This window comes from Streptomyces sp. NPDC033216 (genome assembly GCF_055577115.1).
The window spans coordinates 42098-61653 of record NZ_JBVIQK010000014.1 but is presented as its reverse complement, the minus strand read 5'-3'; the positions used below and the strand labels follow the sequence as shown (position 1 = coordinate 61653).

Annotated in this window: 10 protein-coding genes and 1 pseudogene; 7 read left to right on the top strand and 4 right to left on the bottom strand. The window is 72.6% G+C overall.

What is annotated here, in order from left to right; genetic code table 11:
* From ACZ5Y0_RS24275 to ACZ5Y0_RS24260, 4 genes and pseudogenes are all read left to right on the top strand, one after another.
* Nucleotides 1-3896: pseudogene (locus ACZ5Y0_RS24275) on the top strand (type I polyketide synthase); the annotation flags it as partial.
* Between the two features lie 59 nt (nt 3897-3955).
* Nucleotides 3956-4759, top strand: a complete 804-nt coding sequence (dpgD, locus tag ACZ5Y0_RS24270) for an enoyl-CoA-hydratase DpgD (protein ID WP_469130779.1) — start codon at nt 3956-3958, stop codon at nt 4757-4759.
* A 65-nt stretch (nt 4760-4824) separates the two neighbouring features.
* On the top strand, nt 4825-6186 hold the full coding sequence (locus tag ACZ5Y0_RS24265) for an MFS transporter (protein ID WP_469130778.1): 1362 nt from the start codon (nt 4825-4827) through the stop codon (nt 6184-6186).
* A 263-nt stretch (nt 6187-6449) separates the two neighbouring features.
* On the top strand, nt 6450-7562 hold the full coding sequence (locus ACZ5Y0_RS24260) for a winged helix DNA-binding domain-containing protein (RefSeq protein ID WP_469130777.1): 1113 nt from the start codon (nt 6450-6452) through the stop codon (nt 7560-7562).
* 139 nt (nt 7563-7701) lie between these two features.
* On the opposite strand, the gene ACZ5Y0_RS24255 is transcribed toward ACZ5Y0_RS24260, so the two are convergent.
* The 3 genes from ACZ5Y0_RS24255 to ACZ5Y0_RS24245 all read right to left on the bottom strand — a co-directional run bounded on the left by ACZ5Y0_RS24255 (nt 7702) and on the right by ACZ5Y0_RS24245 (nt 13027).
* Nucleotides 7702-8493 (bottom strand): S1 family peptidase, encoded by a 792-nt coding sequence (locus ACZ5Y0_RS24255; RefSeq protein ID WP_469130776.1) that lies wholly within the window; start codon nt 8491-8493, stop codon nt 7702-7704.
* Nucleotides 8494-8837: 344 nt separating this feature from the next.
* Nucleotides 8838-11657 (bottom strand): helix-turn-helix transcriptional regulator, encoded by a 2820-nt coding sequence (locus ACZ5Y0_RS24250; protein ID WP_469130775.1) that lies wholly within the window; start codon nt 11655-11657, stop codon nt 8838-8840.
* A gap of 566 nt (nt 11658-12223) precedes the next feature.
* Nucleotides 12224-13027 (bottom strand): LuxR C-terminal-related transcriptional regulator, encoded by an 804-nt coding sequence (locus tag ACZ5Y0_RS24245; protein WP_469130865.1) that lies wholly within the window; start codon nt 13025-13027, stop codon nt 12224-12226.
* 150 nt (nt 13028-13177) lie between these two features.
* On the opposite strand from ACZ5Y0_RS24245, the gene ACZ5Y0_RS24240 reads away from it, so the two are divergent.
* A complete protein-coding gene (locus ACZ5Y0_RS24240; protein ID WP_469130774.1) occupies nt 13178-14848 on the top strand; it encodes an AMP-binding protein in 1671 nt (556 codons plus the stop codon).
* A complete protein-coding gene (locus tag ACZ5Y0_RS24235; protein ID WP_469130773.1) occupies nt 14845-16482 on the top strand; it encodes an AMP-binding protein in 1638 nt (545 codons plus the stop codon). The genes ACZ5Y0_RS24240 and ACZ5Y0_RS24235 overlap by 4 nt, the downstream gene beginning before the upstream one ends.
* Before the next feature lie 30 nt (nt 16483-16512).
* Here ACZ5Y0_RS24235 and ACZ5Y0_RS24230 read toward each other — a convergent pair whose 3' ends face one another.
* Nucleotides 16513-17391, bottom strand: a complete 879-nt coding sequence (locus ACZ5Y0_RS24230) for a hypothetical protein (RefSeq protein WP_469130772.1) — start codon at nt 17389-17391, stop codon at nt 16513-16515.
* A 210-nt stretch (nt 17392-17601) separates the two neighbouring features.
* Between ACZ5Y0_RS24230 and gcl the strand changes: the two genes are divergently transcribed.
* The gene (gene gcl, locus ACZ5Y0_RS24225; RefSeq protein ID WP_469130771.1) at nt 17602-19386 is read left to right on the top strand and encodes a glyoxylate carboligase; all 1785 of its coding nucleotides are present in this window, start codon (nt 17602-17604) and stop codon (nt 19384-19386) included.
* Nucleotides 19387-19556 lie beyond the last annotated feature (170 nt).

The following is a 19556-nucleotide window of genomic DNA, read 5'->3' as shown; positions in this document are numbered from 1 at the left end:
ACCGAGGAGAAGCTGGTCGACTACCTCAAGAAGGTCACCGCCGAGTTGCACGAGACCCGTCGGCAGCTGAACAGCGCAACGGCGGCGAGCCGTGAGCCGATCGCCATCGTGGGCATGGCGTGCCGCTACCCCGGCGGCGTGCGTTCGCCCGAGGACCTGTGGCGGCTGGTGCTGGAGGAGCGGGACGTCATCTCCGGATTCCCCACCAACCGGGGCTGGGACGTCGACGGCATCTACGATCCCGATCCCGACCGGCCCCGCAGGTGCAACACCCGTGCGGGAGGCTTCCTGCACGACGCCGCCCTGTTCGACGCGGAGTTCTTCGGGATCTCGCCCCGCGAGGCGCAGGCGATGGACCCGCAGCAAAGGCTGCTCCTGGAGACCGCCTGGGAGGCGTGCGAGCGGGCCGGGATCGACCCGGCCTCGCTGCGGGGCAGCGATACGGGAGTGTTCACCGGTGTCGTCCACCACGACTACGCGACCGGGCACGTGCCGGACAGCCTGGAGCCCTACCTCGTCACCGGCCTCTCCGGCGGCGTGGCCTCCGGCCGCATCTCGTACACGTTCGGGTTCGAGGGCCCGGCGGTGACGGTGGACACGGCGTGCTCGTCGTCGCTGGTCGCCCTGCACCAGGCGGCGCACGCGCTGCGCTCCGGCGAGTGCGGCCTCGCGCTGGCCGGCGGAGTGACGATCATGGCGACGCCGCGCGCCTTCCTGTCCTTCAGCCGGCAGCGGGGGCTGTCGCCCGACGGGCGGTGCCGGGCGTTCGGCGCCGGGGCCGACGGCACCGGCTGGGCGGAGGGCGCGGGAATGCTGCTCGTCGAGCGGCTGTCGGACGCCCGGCGCAACGGCCACCCGGTGCTCGCGCTCCTGCGCGGGTCGGCGGTGAACCAGGACGGTGCCTCCAACGGACTCTCGGCCCCCAACGGCCCCTCCCAGCAGCGCGTGATCCGCAAGGCCCTGGCCCACGCGGGCCTCACGGCGCGGGACATCGACGTGGTGGAGGGACACGGCACCGGCACGAAGCTCGGCGACCCGATCGAGGCGCAGGCCCTCCTCGCCACGTACGGCCGGGAACGCGAGGCCGACCACCCTCTGCACCTGGGGTCGCTGAAGTCCAACATGGGCCATGCGCAGGCCGCTGCCGGGGTCGGCGGGTGATCAAGATGATCGAGGCGATGCGGCACGGCGTGCTGCCGAGGACCCTGTACGCGGATGAGGCCTCGCCGCACGTCGACTGGTCGGCGGGAGCGGTGGAGCTGCTGACGAGCCGGCGCGACTGGCCCGAGACGGGCCGGCCGCGCCGGGCGGCGGTGTCCTCGTTCGGGATCAGCGGCACGAACGCCCACGTGATCCTGGAGGCGGCCCCGCCCGAGGCACCCGGGCCGCACACCGCCACCGCCACCGTCGCCGCCACCGGCGACGGCTCGCCGGACGCCGTACCGTCCTTGGTGCCCTGGCCGCTCTCCGGGCGGGACGCCGGCGCGCTGCGGGACCAGATCGCGCGGCTGCGGACGTACGTCGAGGAGGCGAAGGCCGACCCCGTGGACGTGGGCTTCACGCTCGCCCGGCGCTCCGTCTTCCGGCACCGGGCGGTCCTCCTGCGGAGCGGCGCCGGCGTCCGCGAGGTCAGCGGTGTCGCGCGGCCCGGCGGGACCGCGCTGCTGTTCTCCGGCCAGGGCAGCCAACGCCCTCACATGGGGCGGGAGCTGTACGAGGCCCACCCCGTCTTCGCGGAGTCGTTCGACGCCGTCGCGGAGCACACCGGGCTGCCGCTGAAGGATGTGGTCTTCGGCGATGCGCGGGACGGGCTCCTGGACCGGACGCGCTACGCACAGGCCGCCCTGTTCGCGGTGGAGGTGTCCCTCTGCCGGCTCGTACGCGGCCTGGGCGTCGACGTCCGGGCCGTGGTGGGCCACTCGGTGGGCGAGGTGGCCGCCGCCCACGCCGCGGGCGTGATGTCCCTGGCGGACGCCTGCCGTCTGGTGGAGGCGCGCGGCCGTCTGATGCAGGCGCTGCCGCCCGGTGGCGCCATGGCGGCGGTGGAGGTCTCCGAGGCCGAGGCGACGGCGTCCCTGGCCGGCCTGGAGGACCGGGTGGCGTTGGCCGCGGTCAACGGTCCGACGTCCGTGGTGCTCTCCGGCGAGGAGGGCGCGGTCCGCAAGCTGGTGGACGCGTGGCACGGACAAGGCCTGCGGACACACTGGCTGACGGTCAGTCACGCGTTTCACTCGCCGCTGATGGACCCGATGCTGGAGGAGTTCCGCGATGTCGTGGACCCCGAGTACTGGGTACGGCACGTGCGCCGCCCGGTACGTTTCGCCGACGCCGTGGCGCGGGCCCGGCAGGCCGGCGCCGTCCGCTGGCTCGAGGTGGGTCCGGGCGGCGTCCTGACCGCGCTCGCGCAACGGATCGTGCCCGAGGCCGAGAACCAGGTCTTCGCCGCGGCACTGCGCACCGACCGCCCGGAGACCGAATCGCTCCTCGTGGCCCTGGCACAGGTGCACGTCGACGGAGGCACGGTCGACTGGAGCCTGCTCCCGCACGGACACGGCAGGCTGGTGGACGTCCCTACGTACCCCTTCCAGTACCGGCCGTACTGGATCGAGGACCAGCCCCTTACCGCGGCCCCATCCGCCGCGCCGTCCGCGCCGCACGCCGCCCCCGCCCTCGACCGCGGGGACGGCGACGGAAGGGAAGCGAACGGACCGGGCGCCGCGGGCGGGGCGCTCGCCGGACTGAGCGGGGCCGAGCGGCTGGCCGCCGTGACGGAGCTGGTACGGGCCGAGGCTTCGCAGACCCTCGGCCACACCGGTACACCGCTCACCGCGAACCGTACCCGCAAGGAGCTGGGCTTCGACTCGTTGACCGCGATCGAGCTGCGCAACCGGCTCGGCCGCGCGCTCGGTCTCCGCCTGCCCGCCACGCTCGTCCTCGACTGCGAGGACCTCGCCTCGATCGCGGCCTTCGTCGACGCGCGCCTGGAGGACGCCTCCTCCGGACGGCCGGCGGGCGAGAGCCGGTCCGGCGAGGACGACGACGCCGGCCTGCTGACGGAGCTGTTCCGGGACGCGGCCGGAGCCGGGCGCATCGACGACGCCGTGGCTCTCGCGGAAACCGCCGCACGGATGCGCAGGACCTTCACCGACCCCGCGGACCCGGCCGTCCGGCGCTCCCCGGTCTGGTTCGGCCGCAGGTCGGCCCGCCCGACCGTCGTGTGCCTGCCCTCCTTCAGCGCGATCGCCGGCACGCACGTGTACGTCCGTTTCGCGGACGGCTTCAGCGACGCCTGGCGGGCGGCGGCCCTCGTCCATCCGGGGTTCCTGGCGGGCGAGCCGCTGCCGGAGTCGGTGGAGGTCCTGGCGGAGATGCACGCCCGGACCATCACCGAGGCGGTGGGGGAGGTGCCGCTGCTGCTCGTCGGGCGCTCCGCGGGCGGCTGGCTGGCCCACGAGGTGGCGGCCGCCCTGGAGCGCAGGGGCCGGACTCCCGACGGCGTCGTGCTGCTCGACACCCCGGCGAGCGGGGGCGACCCGCGCGGGTACGCGCTGATGGTCGGCGGCATGCTGGAGCGCGACAGCCGGCTCGTCTCGATCGACGACCACCGGCTGACCGCGATGGGGGCCTACACGCGACTGTTCAGGGACTGGAAGCCCGAACCGATCGCCGCCCCCACCCTGCTGGTGCACGCCGCCACACCGTACGGGACCGACGGGACGCGGATCGCCTCCTGGCATCTGCCCCACGACGCCGCCGAGGTGGCAGGTGACCACTTCACGATGCTGGAGGAACACTCCGTGACGACCGCCGAAGCGGTGGAGAGGTGGTCGCGGACCCTGCTCCGAGACGGAGACGGCCGGGGAGGCAGGCCGCCTCACGCACCCGGCACCGCGTGAACGCCGCCCGCCGGCCCGCACCGGCGAGCGGGATCCACTCGGCCGACGGGAGACGAAGCATGCCTGAGGCACGGGAGTGCGTCCGCTACGAGAAGCACGGCCACGTCGCCCGCGTCACCCTCGACCGTCCGCAGGTGCTGAACGCGATGAACCTGCGGATGCATGCCGAACTGGCTGAGATATGGGACGACTTCGAGTCGGACGACGACATCTGGGTGGGTGTCCTCTCCGGTGCCGGCGAGCGGTCCTTCTCCGTCGGCCAGGACCTCAAGGAACTGGTCCGCCGGGTCGAGGAGGGCACCGCCACCTCGACGTTCGGCAGCCGCGGTCAGCCCGGCTGGCCCCGGCTGACCGAGCGGTTCTCGATGTCCAAGCCGCTGATCGCCCGTGTGAACGGCTACGCCCTCGGCGGTGGCTTCGAGCTGGCCCTGGCCTGCGACATCGTGATCGCCGCGGAACACGCCGAGTTCGCGCTGACCGAGGCGAGGCTCGGACTCGTCGCGGGCGCCGGAGGCGTGTTCCGACTCACCCGGCAGGCCCCCTTCCGGATCGCGATGGGACACCTGCTGACCGGCCGCCGCATGACGGCGGCCCGCGCGTACGAACTGGGCCTGGTCAACGACGTGGTGCCGGCCGGCGAGCTGGACGCCTGTGTGGAGGGCTGGCTGGAGGACGTACTGAGCTGCGCCCCGCTGTCCCGGCGCGCCGCCAAGGAAGCCGCGACAGTCTCGGCCACCCTGCCGCTGGACCGGGCGTTCGCCACTCGGTACGTGTGGGAGGAGCGGCGGATGCTCAGCCGGGACGCGCTCGAAGGCCCGCGTGCCTTCGTCGAGAAGCGCCTCCCGAAGTGGACCGGAACCTGACCGGAACCGAGCCGAGCCGGGTGACGCGGTCGCCGGCGCGCCCCCGATGCGAAAGGTCATCTTCCATGTCCCTCGACTCCCTGCCGGATTCCGCACGGGCACCCTCACCACGGGTGAGTGTCCAGGAGTTCATCGACTCGACGCCGATGGGACGGCGGCAGCGGCTCGTCGCGCTGCTGGGCCTGGCGGTGATGGTCGCCGAAGGCCTCGACATCACCATCGCGAGCTTCGTCTACCCCCACGTCATGCGCGACTGGGGCACACCGATGAGCGCGGTGACCACGACCGTGACCGCCGGCGTGCTGAGCATGGCGGTCGGTGGCGCGGTGGCGGGACCGCTGGCCGACCGGTACGGGCGCAAGAGCATGGCCGCGGCCGGAATCCTCGTCTTCGGCGTGGGGACGGCGGCGATGTCACTGGCCACGACCATCGAGGTCCTCGCGGTCCTGCGCGTCGTGGCGTGCGCCGGTCTCGGTGCCGTGGCCCCGGTCGTCATGGCGATCGTCGCCGACTCGACGCCGGCCGTGCGCCGCGCCCCGGTGGTGGCCCTGGCCTTCTCGGGCATCGCGGCGGGCACGGTCGCGGGAGGCCTCCTCGCGTCGACCGTCCTGCCGGACTTCGGCTGGCCCGCGGTGCTCGCGCTCTGCGGTCTCGCCCCCCTCCTGCTCGTCCCCCTCGTCATGGCCTACGTCCCGGAATCGGTGAGCGTCCTGCTGGCCCGCGGACGACCGGACGAGCAGATCCACCGAAGCCTCGCCCTGCTGCTGCCGGGCCGCGACACCTCCCATGTCGACCTGACCCGCGCCCGGCACGACGAGCGGCAGCCGTTGCGGAAGATCGGTGCGGTCCTGCTGTCCCGCTCCCTCGCGCCGACCACGATCCTGGTCTGGCTCTGCTACTTCGTCCTGCTGGGCGTGGTCTACCTCCTCCTCAACTACCTGCCGCTCATGGCAGGGCGCGCCGGACTGACGGCAGCCCGCACCGGAACCGTCATCGGGCTGTTCGGCGCCGGAACCCTCTGCGGACAACTCCTGGCGTCCTTCGGCCTGAGGAGGTACGACCGCTTCCGTTTCCTCGCCGCTGCGTCGGCCGTCAGCGCCCTCGCCGTCTGCGTCACCGCGGCCGTGGAGACGGGTCACACCGGGATGTCGGTGCTGGTGCTCGTACTCGGGACGTGCCTGGGCAGTTCCATGGGCGCACTCCAAGCCGTCGGGGCACTGGCCTACCCACCGGCCCTGCGCGCCACGGGCATGGGATGGACGAGCGGTGTCGGCCGCATCGGCACGCTCGCCAGCGGTCTGCTGGGCGGAGTCATGATCGGTGCCGGATGGGGCATCTCGCGCATCTTCCTCGTCCTGTGCGTGCCCCTCGCGCTCACCAGCACGGCAGCGCTGCTCCTGCGCAACGAGGTCCGCCCGACGGGCTGAGACCACCGGACGACGAGGGGTGTCCACCCCCAGGGGGCATCTCCCGTGACGCTCGCTCAGAACCGTTCCCCAGCCCGCCGGTGACGCGACGGGGCATGCGCGTGAAGTCCGTCCCGCGAGCGGGGGAGAGAAGGGGCCGACCGCCCACGAGGAGATCGTCCTGATCTCCTCGCTGTGCTCGACGCCCGCCCGCGGGAACGAGCCCCTTGACCGGACAGCCCTACAGGCCAGGTCCCGACCTCGATGCCCGCTACTGTCCCCGCATGAGGAAGACGACGTCCACCGCCCAGGCCCCTGTGCTCGGTCCTCGAGCCCTCAACCGGGCGACCCTCGACCGCCAGCTGCTGCTGCGCCGGTCCACGCTGTCGGTGCAGGCCGCGGTGGAACACCTCGTCGGTCTTCAGGCCCAGAACGTGAAACCGCCGTACTTCGCTCTCGCCGCCCGCCTCGACGGATTCGCACCGGAGCGGCTGTCGGCGCTCATGGCGGATCGCGAGGTCGTCCGCATCGTGACCATGCGCTCCACCATCCACACGCACACCGCGGACGACTGCCTCACCCTGCGGCCCTTGGTGCAGCCCGCCCGCGACCGCGAGCTGACCCTCTTCCGCAAGGGGCTGCCGGGAGTCGACCTCGACCGGCTGGCCGCCCTCGCCCGTGACCTCGTCGAGGCCGAGCCGCGCACCATGAAACAGTTGCGGGAGGCGCTGTCCGTTCAGTGGCCACAAGCCGATCCGCAGGCCCTCGCCATCGCGGCCCGTTGCAGACTCCCGCTGGTCCAGGTCACCCCGCGCGGGTTGTGGGGGAGGAGCGGCCAGGTCGCGCTGACCACCGCCGAGCACTGGCTGGGCCGCCCCGCCGCGCCGGCCCCGGCGCCCGACGCCACCGTCCTGCGCTACCTCGCCGCCTTCGGGCCGGCCTCCGTCAAGGACATGCAGATCTGGGCCGGACTGACCCGGCTGCGCGAGGTCTTCGAACGGCTCCGCCCGCGCCTCGTCACCTTCCGCGACGGCAACGGCGTCGAACTCTTCGACCTGCCCGACGCCCCCCGCCCGGATCCGGACACCCCGGCCCCACCGCGTTTCCTGCCCGAGTTCGACAACCTGCTGCTCTCCCACGCCGACCGCGGCCGGGTCGTCCCACCCGAGCACCGGGGCCGATCCTGGCAGGGCAACCAGGCCTACGCCACGCTCCTCGTCGACGGCTTCCTCGCCGGGGTGTGGAAAGTGGCGGGGGACGCCCTCGTCGTCGAGCCGTTCGGCCGGCTCGGCAAGGAGCGGCAACAGGAGGTGACGGCCGAGGGGGAGCGGCTGCTGAAGGTGATGTACGGGGACTCGTCGTCGTACGACATCCGTTTCGGCACGGTGGTCCGGTAGCGCTCCGATGGCGGTCCGCGGGTCTGGAGGAGGCATGGAGAGGGGGCGCTGCGGGCCGCTCGTGGAGGCTCGCAGCGCCCCCCGGTCTTGCACCTGAGGGATGCTCAGGGATTCTTCAGGGCCGCGCGGTGACTGCCGGCTACGAGTTCACCTGCGCGGTCACGAGGTTGGAGAAGGTGGTCAGCCGGGTGTAGACACCCGGCTGACCGGCTTTCGCACATCCCTCGCCCCATGAAGTGATGCCTGCCAGGACGCCCCCGATGAGCAGGGGACCGCCGCTGTCGCCCTGGCAGGTGTCCACGCCACCGGATGAGTATCCGGCGCACACCATGTCGCTCGCGACGAAGTCGGAGCCGTAACTGTTCGCACAGCTGGAGTCGGACACGATCGGCACGGTCGCGGTGCGCAGCTGGTTGGAGGAGCTGCCGCTCTCGGAGGTCGTGCCCCAGCCGAGCACCCGGGCGGTGGTGCCGGCCGCGTACAGGCTGGTCTGGGAGGAAGTGACGTACGACGCCTTGGTGTACGGCATCGACGTCGACAGGGTCAGGACGGCGACGTCGTCGCCGTTGGTGGCGTCGGTGTAGTCCGGGTTGATCCAGATCCTGCTGACCCGGCTGACCGTGCCGTTCGTACCGTTGCGGTAGGTGCGACCGCCCACGACCCGGACGCTGCCGGCCGTTTCCCCGACCATGCAGTGGGCCGCCGTGACCACCTTGGTCGCCGACACGAGCGTGCCGCCGCAGAACTGGTTCTGCGAGGCGTCCGTGATCTGCATCATGAACGGGTACGCGGTCGTCGTGGTGGTGGTACCGCCGACGATCGGCTGGGGGGCTGCGACAGCGGTGGGGGCGCTGAGCAGGGCGGTCGCGACCGCGGCGGCCGAGGCCGTCGCGAGAGCCGCGGCCTTCTTGGCACGAGGGAGCCCGAACATCGATCTCCTTGCTGAGGGAGTTGCCGGTGGGGGGTCGCGCGGGCGTGGGGGGAGTGCACGGGAGTCGCTGGACCGACCCCCGTGTGCCCGGCGAGCGGCACGTCCCTTACGCTAGGACCGGGTGTATCCCGCCCCCAATGAGGGACTCCCCTAAGGGAGTTGGGGAGGGAAAACCCTCGGTCGCTCCGGGAACCCGCGCTCCCGGGAACCCGCGCTCCCGGGAACCCGCGCTCCCGGGAACCCGCGTCCCGGAGACCCGCGTTCGAGGGACCCGGGCTCCAGGCATCCGCGTTCCACGGATCCGGGCGCGCCGGACCCGCGCAGGCAGTAAACCCGCGCGCCCCTCACTTCGCGTGGCGCCCCGCCGCCAGCCGGACGATGTCCACCCGCGAGCGGATCCCCAGCTTGCGATAGACCCGGGTCAGGGTCGCCTCCACCGTCTTCACGCTGATGAACAGCCGCGCGGCGATCTCTCGGTTGGTGGCGCCCTCCATCACCAGTGCCGCCACCTGACGCTCCATCGACGCCAGCCCCTCCAGCGCGTCGAAGGCGGGAACCGGCGCGGGCACCACGGCCGGACCGGCCGGCTCCTCGGCGGCGGCCGCCTCGACCTGCCGCAGCCACGGCAGCGCCCGGCACCGCCGGAACAACCGCGCCGCCTCGTCGTACGACGTCGGACCCGGCCGCCGGGCACGCAGCCGGGCCATGGCGAACGCCGCCCGCGCCTCCTCCAGGCCGTACCCCAGCTTGGCGAACCGGTCCTGAACGGACGTCAGTCGGACCAGCGCACCCTCCTGGTCGCCCCGCGCCGCCCGCACCAGCGCCTCCGCCCGGTCCAGCACCGCCAGGACGCTCTCCCGGCCCAGCCGGAGAGCGTGCTCGCGTGTGACGTCGATGAGCTCCTGCGCCTCACCCGGCTCGCCGACCCGGACCAGTGCCTCGGCGAGATCGCCCTGCCAGCGGCCGCGGGCCGGGTCGTTGATGCCGAGACCCACCTCCAGCTCCCGCACCCGGCGCAGCGAGGCCACGGCGCCCGCGGCGTCCCCGGCGACCAACCGGGCGTGACCCAGGGCGGCCAGGGCCCGCGACAGGTACATCTGGTCGCCGTCCTCCTCGGCGCGCTCGGCGGCCTCCCTGGCCAGCTCCAGCGCCCGGCTCACCTCACCGCCGGACGCCTCGGCGAGGGAGGCGAGCATCGCCGACGCGCCCAGGCCGATCCCCGAGTCACGGGCCAGCCGCAGACTCTCGCGCGCCAGGTCCAGGGCGCGCCCGCAGTGCCCGGACCGCAGTTCGGTCTCCGCCAGGAAACGCTGGAAGTGGACCTCGCTCTCGACCATGCCGCGCCGGCGCGCCTCGCGCAGCAACGCCGTGATCGTCGCACGGGCCTCGGACAGCTGATCGCTCATCAGCAGCCAGCGGAACCGGGCCATGCCCGCCCCGTTGTGATGGCACGCCACATAGGGGTCCTGAGGTTCCTTCAGCGCCCGCTTGATCGTCGCCGGCGCGTCCGGGTGGCCCATGAGCGTCTCCGTCGAGGCCTGGAAGGCCAGCGCCATCAGCTCGTTGCGCCGGTCCCCGCCGCGCGCGGCCAGCTCCGCGGCGTGCGCGGCCTGCTCGCGGGCCTCCGCGAAGTCGCCCTGGACGACCAGCCCGCGCCAGGCCAGCTGGTAATGGACCTGCGCGAGCAGCACGGGGTCGTCGCCCGCGTCGGCGAGCACCTGCGGATAGACGGCGTCCACGTCGCCGAGCGCCTGCCCGGCCGCCTCGATCACCACCATCCAGGCCCGCACCCGCTCGGCGGGCGCCGTCGCCCGGGTCAGCACCTCGTGCGCGATGTCCCGGGCGAGATCCACCTCGCCGGCGATGATCGCGTCCTCGGCGGCCTCCAGCCGCCGCTCGTCCGGAGCCGGCCCGCCACCGTCCGTGGGGGTGTGCCGGGCCGCGAGCAGCCCGAGCGAGGCGGCCACCGAGGGCGCGCCCCGGTCCCGGGCCAGCGCGGCGGCCTCCGCGAGCCGGGCGGCCACCTCCGGATCGGTGCCGGTGGTCGACAGCGCGAGGTGCCGGGCCCGCTCGATCGGGTCGGACGCGGCCGTGGACAGCGCCGTGTGAGCCGCCCGCCGCTCCTGGGCGGGCGCCTCCGCGTACAGCGCCGCGGAGATCAGCGGATGCGCGAACCGTACGGCAGGTCCCTCGGGCTCCGTCGCCAGCAGTCCGAGCGCGGCGGCCTGGGCGGTCTCCGCCTCGGCGTTCTCCCGGCCGGCCGCGTGCAGCAGCGCCAGTGTGGGACGGGCGCCCGCGCTGGCCACGAGGAGGGTGCGGCGCGCCTCGTCGGACAGCATGTCGAGACGACTGAGCACGAGGGCGCGCAGCGAGTTCGGCACGGGCAGCGGCTCGCCGGGGCGCGGCGGAGTCGGGTTCTCGCCGAGGGCGCGGCCCAGCTCGAGGGCGAACAGGGGGTTGCCGCCGCTGGTGCGGTGGATCTCACGGACCGTCGAACGGGGCAGGTCGGTGTAGCCGCGGTGGTCGAGCAGCACCGAGACCTGGGCGGGGGAGAGAGGGTTCAGGCGGACGGCGAGGGTGTCCGGCGGGGACGCGCGTAGATGGCGGTCGTACTCCTGCCCCTCGGTCCGGACCGCGCACAGCAGCTGTACGGGGATGTCGCCGAGACGGCGGGCGGCGAAGCCGAGGAGTTCGGCGCTGGCGGAGTCGAGCCACTGCATGTCGTCGGCCACGAGGAGCACGGGCCCGGCGGCGGACAGGGCGCGCAGCGCCGAGAGAACGGCGAGGCGCAGGGCGAGGCCGTCGCGTTGCAGAGTCGATTCGCCACGGCCGGTCAGCGCCGATTCCAGGGCGGTGCGCTGGGCGGAGGGCAGCTTGTCGGCCACCTCGTGCAGGACCAGACCGAACAGATCGGCCAGGGCCAGGAAGGGGAGGTGGCTTTCCGACTCGGTGGCCGAACAGCGCAGGACGGTGCGGGCCGCGTCGCCGTAATCCGCGGCCAATGCCCGCAGTACGGTCGACTTTCCTATTCCGGCCGGGCCGTGCAGCAGCACGCTGCCGCCGCGGGTGAGCTGCTCATGGGCGGACGTGAACAGCTCGTCCCTGCCGATGACCAGGTCGGGGCGGCATCTGGCAGGCTCCTTGAAGTCGCGTCGCACGGTCACCGCTCCCTCCGAGTGTCGTGTCCGGACCGAATTCTAGGCAACGTCTCTTTGAAATCCGGATGGACGGCGTGGTGAGGGAGATAACAACCGGGGCATACGGAAATTCATCGACGTGACGTTTGACTGGACACTCATCGTCCCGTGCCCTCCCTGGCTTGATCCGTACGCTCCCTCACGGCCTCCGCCGCGGCTCGTGTCCCTGTCCGTCCTGCATCGTCCACGCCGCCCCGCGGCAGCCGCCGTGCACGACGGCGGCGACGCGTCGTCCCGCGGCAGCAGTCGTCTCCCGCCGCCACCCCTCCCTAGGGCAGCAACCTAACCCTCCCGGCACCAGCTCCGGGCCCGAAGCGGGCAGCCGGCCCTGCGGCAGCAGCCCTGTCCCACGCCGTCGGCGCCGCGTCACGGCAACCACCGCGCCCCTCATCGTCCACCCTGCCGCACGGCGGCGACCCTCCCGCGGCAGCACTCGTTTTCCACCGGCCCCACCTCGCCGCCCGGCGGGGAACCCGCTACCTCGGCAGCGGCCCCGGCCCGCGCCGGCCACGCCTTGTGACGGCACCCCGGTCCTACGGCAGCAGTCCCGCCCTCCGTGCCGCGACCACCGCCTCCCCGCGGGTGTGGGCACCCAGTTTCCGCATCGCCGATCTGAGGTAGCCCTTGACCGTCTCCGGGCGCAGCCCCAGCCGCTCGGCGGTCGTCGCGTTGGTCGCGCCCGCCGCCACGCACGCCAGCACGTCCAGCTCGCGGGGCGCGAGGGCGACCGCCGGCAACGGCGCGCCCTGGGTGAGCAGCCCGCAGGCCTGGAGGAGTTCCGCGCGCAGCACCGGGTCGGCGATGCGCGGGGCGAGGGCGCGCAGGGCCGCGTGGGCCTCCCGGACCTGCTCCCAGCCCGCCGGCGATCCGGCCCGCGGTTCCGGGCGGGCCGCCACCAGCAGATCGCGGGCCTCGTCCCCGACGGCCAGGGTCTGCTCCACGTCCCGCGCCACGTCGACGGCGGCGTTCAGCGTGCGGTCGCCCAACGGCTGGGCCGCGCGCAGGGCGCCGTACAGGACACCGCGCACCCGGCGGCGGACGACCACCGGGATCGCGAGGACCGAGCGCAGGCCCTCCTCGGCGACCGCCGTGTCGTACTCGTGGCTGATCTGGCGGGAGAGGGAGTAGTCGGTCACGGCGCACGGACGGCCCAGGGCGACCGCCTTCCCGCCGAGGCCGTTGCCCGAGGTCACCGCGAGCCCGCGCAGCGCCGGGGTGGCCGCGCCGCTCAGCTCGCTGATCCGCATCCGGCGGCGCCCCGGTTCGACCAGTCCGCCGAAGGCGACCGGCAGCCCCGTCGCCCGCCGCAGCCGCGCCAGCGCGCCGCGCATCTCCATCGCTCCGGCCGTGTCCGCCGCTGTCACCTGCCCGCCCTTCCTCGCGGCGGTTCGCCGCGGTGCCCCCCGTTCGGGGGTAGTGAGACCTGCATCACGGATTACACGATGGCAGAGAGCCGCCCGGCAATGGTCCGGCAACCAGGAGGACAGATGACGACGGCGACGGAGCAGTTCCGCAGGGCACGGGACTTCCTGCTGGAGCACCGAGAGGACTACAGGACCGCTTACGAGGGCTTCGACTGGCCCCGGCCCGCACACTTCAACTGGGCCCTCGACTGGTTCGACGTCATCGCGGACGGCAACGACCGCGTCGCGCTGCACATCGTCGAGGAGGACGGCTCCGAGGTCCGCCTCTCCTTCGCCGAGTTGTCCGAGCGGTCCGACCGGGTCGCCAACCTGCTGCGGGAGCGCGGGGTCGGCGCCGAGGACCGGATCCTCGTGATGCTCGGCAACCAGGCCGAACTGTGGGAGACCGCCCTCGCCGCCATCAAGCTGCGCGCGGTCGTCATTCCGGCGACCCCGCTGCTCGGCCCCGCCGACCTTCGCGACCGCGTCGAGCGCGGCCGGGTGAGCCATGTCGTGGTGCGCGCCGAGGACACCGGGAAGTTCGACGACGTGCCCGGCGGCTACACGCGCGTCGCCGTCGGCGGCGTGCCCGAGGGCTGGCAGCGGTACGAGGACGCGTACACCGCCTCCGCCGAGTTCCTGCCCGACGGGCCGACCCTCTCCGACGACCCGCTGATGCTGTACTTCACCTCCGGTACGACGGCCCGCCCCAAGCTGGTCGAGCACACGCACGTGTCGTATCCGATCGGGCACCTGACGACCATGTACTGGATCGGTCTCAGGCCCGGTGACGTGCATCTGAACATCTCCTCGCCCGGCTGGGCCAAGCACGCCTGGTCGAACCTCTTCGCGCCGTGGAACGCCGAGGCGACCGTCTTCATCCACAACTACACGCGCTTCGACCCGGCCCGGCTGCTGGCGGAGATGGACCGCGCGGGGGTCACGACCTTCTGCGCGCCGCCGACCGTGTGGCGCATGCTCATCCAGGCCGACCTGACCCAGCTGCGCATCCCGCCGCGCGAGGCCGTGGCCGCGGGGGAGCCACTGAACCCCGAGGTCATCGAGCGGGTCCGGCGGGCCTGGGGCGTGACCATCCGGGACGGCTTCGGCCAGACGGAGACGGCCGTGCAGATCGCCAACAGTCCCGGCCAGCCGCTGAGGCCCGGCTCGATGGGACGCCCGAGCCCCGGCTACCGCGTCGAACTGCTCGACCCGGTGTCCGGCGCGCCCGGCGTCGCGGAGGGCGAGATCGCGCTCGACCTGTCGGCCCGGCCGGTCGGCCTGATGACCGGCTACCACGGCGACGCCGACCGCACGGCGGAGGCGATGGCGGGCGGCTACTACCGCACCGGCGACATCGGGGAACGCGACGAGAACGGCTACATCACCTACATCGGGCGCAGCGACGACGTCTTCAAGGCCTCCGACTACAAGATCAGCCCCTTCGAGCTGGAGAGCGCCCTGCTGGAGCACGAGGCCGTGGCCGAGGCGGCCGTGGTCCCCGCGCCGGACGAGCTGCGGCTGGCCGTGCCCAAGGCGTACGTCGTCCTGGCCGAGGGCTGGGAGCCAGGTCCCGACACCGCGAAGGCGCTGTTCGAGCACTCGCGCGAGGTCCTGGCGCCCTACAAGCGCGTGCGACGCCTGGAGTTCGCGCCGCTGCCCAAGACCGTCTCCGGCAAGATCCGCCGCATCGAGCTGCGCGAGGCGACGGCCGCGGGGTCGGCGGACGAGTACCGCGAGGAGGACTTCCGGTGACCGAAGCGTCGTACGGCGAAGCCTCCTACAGCGAAGCCTCGTACAGCCACGGCACGAGTGGCACGGCCCTGCTCGGCGACACGATCGGCGGCAATCTGGACCGGGCCGTCGCCGCCTGGTCGGAGCGCGAGGCGCTGGTCGACCTGGCGTCCGGGCGGCGCTGGACCTACGCCCGGTTCGCGGCGGACGTCGACCGGCTGGCGTGCGCGCTGCTGGCGAGCGGGGTCGCCAAGGGCGACCGGGTGGGCGTCTGGGCGGTCAACTGTCCCGAGTGGGTGCTCGTCCAGTACGCCACCGCCCGCGTCGGCGCGATCATGGTGAACATCAACCCGGCGTACCGCACGCACGAGGTCGAGTACGTCCTCGACCAGGCCGGTGTCTCCCTGCTGTTCGCCTCGGTCAGCCACAAGACGAGCGACTACCGGACGATGGTCGAGCAAGTGCGGGGAAAGTGCTCGCAGTTGAGGGAGGCGGTGTTCTTCGGGGAGCCGGGCTGGGAGGCACTGCTGGAGCGCGCGTCCGCGGTCGGGCCGGAGGAACTCCTCGCCAGGGCGGGCGAGCTGTCCTGCGACGACCCCATCAACATCCAGTACACCTCGGGAACGACGGGCTTCCCCAAGGGCGCGACCCTCTCCCACCACAACATCCTCAACAACGGGTACTTCGTCGGGGAGTCGATCGCCTACAGCGAGCAGGACCGGGTGTGCGTCCCGGTGCCGTTCTATCACTGCTTCGGCATGGTGATGGGGAACATCGCGGCGACTTCGCACGGTGCCTGCATCGTGATCCCGGCCCCCTCCTTCGACCCGAAGGCGACCCTGGACGCCGTCCAGCGGGAGCGGTGCACCTCCCTGTACGGCGTCCCGACCATGTTCATCGCGGAGCTGAACCTTCCCGACTTCGCGACCTACGATCTCTCGTCGCTGCGCACCGGCATCATGGCGGGCTCACCCTGTCCGGTCGAGGTGATGAAACGGGTGGTGGCCGAGATGCACATGGCGGAGGTCTCCATCTGCTACGGCATGACCGAGACGTCCCCCGTCTCCCTCCAGACCCGTCGCGACGACGACCTGGAGCACCGCACCGGCACCGTCGGCCGGGTGCTTCCGCACATCGAGGTCAAGATCGTCGACCCGGTCACCGGCGTGACCCAGCCGCGCGGCACCGCCGGTGAGCTGTGCACCCGCGGATACAGCGTGATGCTCGGTTACTGGAACGAGCCCGAGAGGACCGCGGAGGCCATCGATCCCGGCCGCTGGATGCACACCGGCGACCTGGCGCACATGCGGGAAGACGGTTACGTCGAGATCGTCGGCCGCATCAAGGACATGATCATCCGCGGTGGTGAGAACATCTACCCGCGCGAGATCGAGGAGTTCCTCCACGGTCACCCGAAGATCAGGGACGTCCAGGTCGTCGGCGTACCGCACGAGAAGTACGGCGAGGAGGTCCTGGCCTGCGTGATCCCGCACGACGTGGCCGCGCCGCCGACCCTCGAGGAGGTGCGCGCCCATTGCGAGGGCAGGCTGGCGCACTACAAGATCCCGAGCCGGATCCAGGTGCTGGACGCTTTTCCGATGACGGTGTCGGGGAAGGTGCGCAAGGTGGAACTGCGGCACAAGTACGGCGGGTAGGTCCGTAGTTCCCTCGGCGCGGCGGTCGGCTCAGGCACCCTCGGTGTCGAGCCGCTCGGCCGCCGCGTTGACCGGCTGCGGAGTGCCCGTGAGGTCGAGGACGAACAGGGGGACGTCGAGGGAGTCGGCGCGGGCGCGGGCGTCGGCGGTGTAGCCGGCGAGGGAGAAGTACGCGCAGACCGCCGAGTCCGTGACCGCCGTCAGCCACAGGCACTCCACGTCCCGCAGCGAGACGGGGTGCACGCTCGGATCGACATGCGCCAGCAGCCCCCGCGTGGCGAGCCCGATCCCGGAGACGGGCCGCTGATCGGCCCGCCGGATGTCCCGATGCCCGAGCCACCGCAGATACAGCGCGGTGGCCGTGACGGCGTCACGAGCGGTGCGGATCGTGATGGGGCGGAAGGGGCCGCGGGAGGACCTGGCCGCGGCGGGGCGATGCCCGGCGCCCCCGGGCTGCGGCCCGGCCTCCGTCTCGCCGTGTGTCCGGGTCCGGGGTCCGGCTCCCGCCTCGGCTTCTGTCTCGCCGTGTGTCCGGGTCCGGGGTCCGGCTCCCGCCTCGGCTTCTGTCTCACCCTGCGGCCCGTCACCAGCCCCGGCCTCCGCTGCTCCGAGTCGCGCCCCCGCCCTTCCGGCTGCCGCCCCCTGCGCCGGGTCGGTCGACGGGATGCGCAGCACCGCTCCGCAGGCGCAGCCCAGTTCCGGGCGGGGCCACTGGTCGCGACGGCCGCAGCAGGAGCAGCGGACGGTGATCCACTCGTCCTCCCACGCCCGATGTGCGACGACCGCGGGGGCAGTACCGGGATCGAGGCAGGGCACCACCGGGCTGCCGCACGGGCAGGGGTAGGAGGGTGCGGTGTAGAGGCGCTCGCGCCGACAGGCCGGGCAGCGCACCGGCACGCTCTCGGACATGGCGCCCATCGTCCTCCAGGCGTCCCCCTCTTGTCCGTCTCTTGACGGTGTTCCCCCACCGCCCTAGATTGATTCCAGATAGCAGAAAAGAGTTTCCGTACTACGGAAGTCAGTAGGGCGGAAGCGATGTCGAAGTGCTCGCGGCGGGGCGCGACGGGAGTACGCATCCGACAGCTCAAACAGCTGAAGCAGTCGAAGCAGGAGTACTCGATGGCTCGAATGACCGCTGCCCGCGCGGCAGTGGAGATCCTCAGGCGCGAGGGCGTCACCGTCGCGTTCGGTGTTCCCGGCGCGGCGATCAACCCCTTCTACGCGGCCCTGAGGGTCTCCGGCGGCATCGCCCACACGCTGGCCCGCCATGTGGAGGGCGCCTCCCACATGGCCGAGGGCTACACCCGTACCCGTCCGGGCAACATCGGCGTCTGCGTCGGCACCTCGGGGCCGGCCGGCACGGACATGATCACCGGGCTGTACTCCGCGATCGGCGACTCGATCCCGATCCTGTGCATCACGGGCCAGGCGCCGACCGCAGTGATCCACAAGGAGGACTTCCAGGCCGTCGACATCGCCTCGATCGCCAGGCCCGTCACCAAGATGGCGGTCACCGTCCTGGAGGCCGCGCAGGTCCCCGGCGTGTTCCAGCAGGCGTTCCACCTCATGCGCTCCGGCCGTCCGGGCCCGGTGCTGATCGACCTGCCCGTCGATGTGCAGCTCACCGAGATCGAGTTCGACCCCGACACGTACGAGCCGCTGCCGGTCTACAAGCCGGCGGCGAGCCGCGCCCAGGTCGAGAAGGCGATCGGGATGCTCAACGCCTCCGAGCGGCCACTGATCGTCGCGGGCGGTGGCGTCATCAATGCCGATGCCTGCGAACTCCTCGTCGAATTCGCCGAGTTGACAGGAATCCCCGTCGTGCCGACCCTCATGGGCTGGGGCGCCCTGCCCGACGACCACGAGCTGAACGCCGGCATGGTCGGCCTCCAGACCTCACACCGCTACGGCAACGCGACCTTCCTGGAGTCCGACTTCGTCCTCGGCATCGGCAACCGCTGGGCCAACCGGCACACCGGCAGGCTCGACGTCTACACGGCGGGACGGAAGTTCGTCCACGTCGACATCGAGCCCACGCAGATCGGCAGGATCTTCGCCCCGGACTACGGCATCGCCTCCGACGCCAGGGCCGCCCTGGAACTGTTCGTCGAGGTGGCGCGCGAGAGGAAGGCGGCCGACGCGCTGCCCGACCGTTCCGCGTGGGCGGCCGCCGCGCAGGAGAAGAAGGCCACGCTCCAGCGGCGTACGCACTTCGACGACGTCCCGATCAAGCCGCAGCGCGTCTACGAGGAGATGAACAAGGCCTTCGGCCCGGAAACGCGGTACGTCACCGCCATCGGCCTCTCCCAGATCGCGGGCGCCCAGATGCTGCACGTGTACCGGCCGCGTCACTGGATCAACTGCGGCCAGGCCGGCCCCCTCGGCTGGACCGTCCCGGCCGCGCTGGGCGTCGCCACGGCAGATCCGCAGGCGTCCGTCGTCGCCCTCTCCGGCGACTACGACTTCCAGTTCATGATCGAGGAACTGGCGGTCGGCGCGCAGCACAAGATCCCGTACGTCCATGTCCTGGTCAACAACTCCTACCTCGGCCTGATCCGCCAGGCGCAGCGCGGGTTCGACATGGACTTCCAGGTCAAGCTGGAGTTCGAGAACATCAACTCGCCCGAGCTGGGCGGCTACGGCGTCGACCACGTCAAGGTCGCCGAAGGCCTCGGCTGCAAGGCGATCCGGGTCACCGACCCCGGCGCGCTGGCCGCAACCTTCGAGCAGGCCAAGAAGCTGGCCGCCGAGTTCCAGGTCCCGGTCGTCGTCGAGGCGATCCTGGAGCGCGTCACCAACATCTCCATGAGTGGCACCAACGACATCGGCGACGTCGTGGAGTTCGAGGAGATCGCGACGCAGGAGTGGCACGCCCCGACGGCGGTCAGGACGCTGAAGGCCTGACCGCCGGGATGACCGGATGCCCCGCCCGCGTCGCGGGGGAGGAGAGGGGGCGGCCCGCCCGCGGGACGGGCCGCCCCGTCGGCGCGTTCGGTCCGGGCCGCCCCAGGCGTGGCCCGCCCGGCAGCCTCGGGGGACGCTTCCGGGGTCCGCGGTCCGCCGGGCCGGCTCGC

Bases quoted from the DNA above. Each gene is read 5' to 3' on its own strand.
- ACZ5Y0_RS24265 (WP_469130778.1), top strand. From the start codon at position 4,825: ATGTCCCTCGACTCCCTGCCGGATTCCGCACGGGCACCCTCACCACGG.
- ACZ5Y0_RS24245 (WP_469130865.1), bottom strand. From the start codon at position 13,027: ATGGAGATGCGCGGCGCGCTGGCGCGGCTGCGGCGGGCGACGGGGCTG.
- gcl (WP_469130771.1), top strand. From the start codon at position 17,602: ATGGCTCGAATGACCGCTGCCCGCGCGGCAGTGGAGATCCTCAGGCGC.
- ACZ5Y0_RS24230 (WP_469130772.1), bottom strand. From the start codon at position 17,391: ATGTCCGAGAGCGTGCCGGTGCGCTGCCCGGCCTGTCGGCGCGAGCGC.
- ACZ5Y0_RS24255 (WP_469130776.1), bottom strand. From the start codon at position 8,493: ATGTTCGGGCTCCCTCGTGCCAAGAAGGCCGCGGCTCTCGCGACGGCC.
- ACZ5Y0_RS24240 (WP_469130774.1), top strand. From the start codon at position 13,178: ATGACGACGGCGACGGAGCAGTTCCGCAGGGCACGGGACTTCCTGCTG.
- dpgD (WP_469130779.1), top strand. From the start codon at position 3,956: ATGCCTGAGGCACGGGAGTGCGTCCGCTACGAGAAGCACGGCCACGTC.
- ACZ5Y0_RS24260 (WP_469130777.1), top strand. From the start codon at position 6,450: ATGAGGAAGACGACGTCCACCGCCCAGGCCCCTGTGCTCGGTCCTCGA.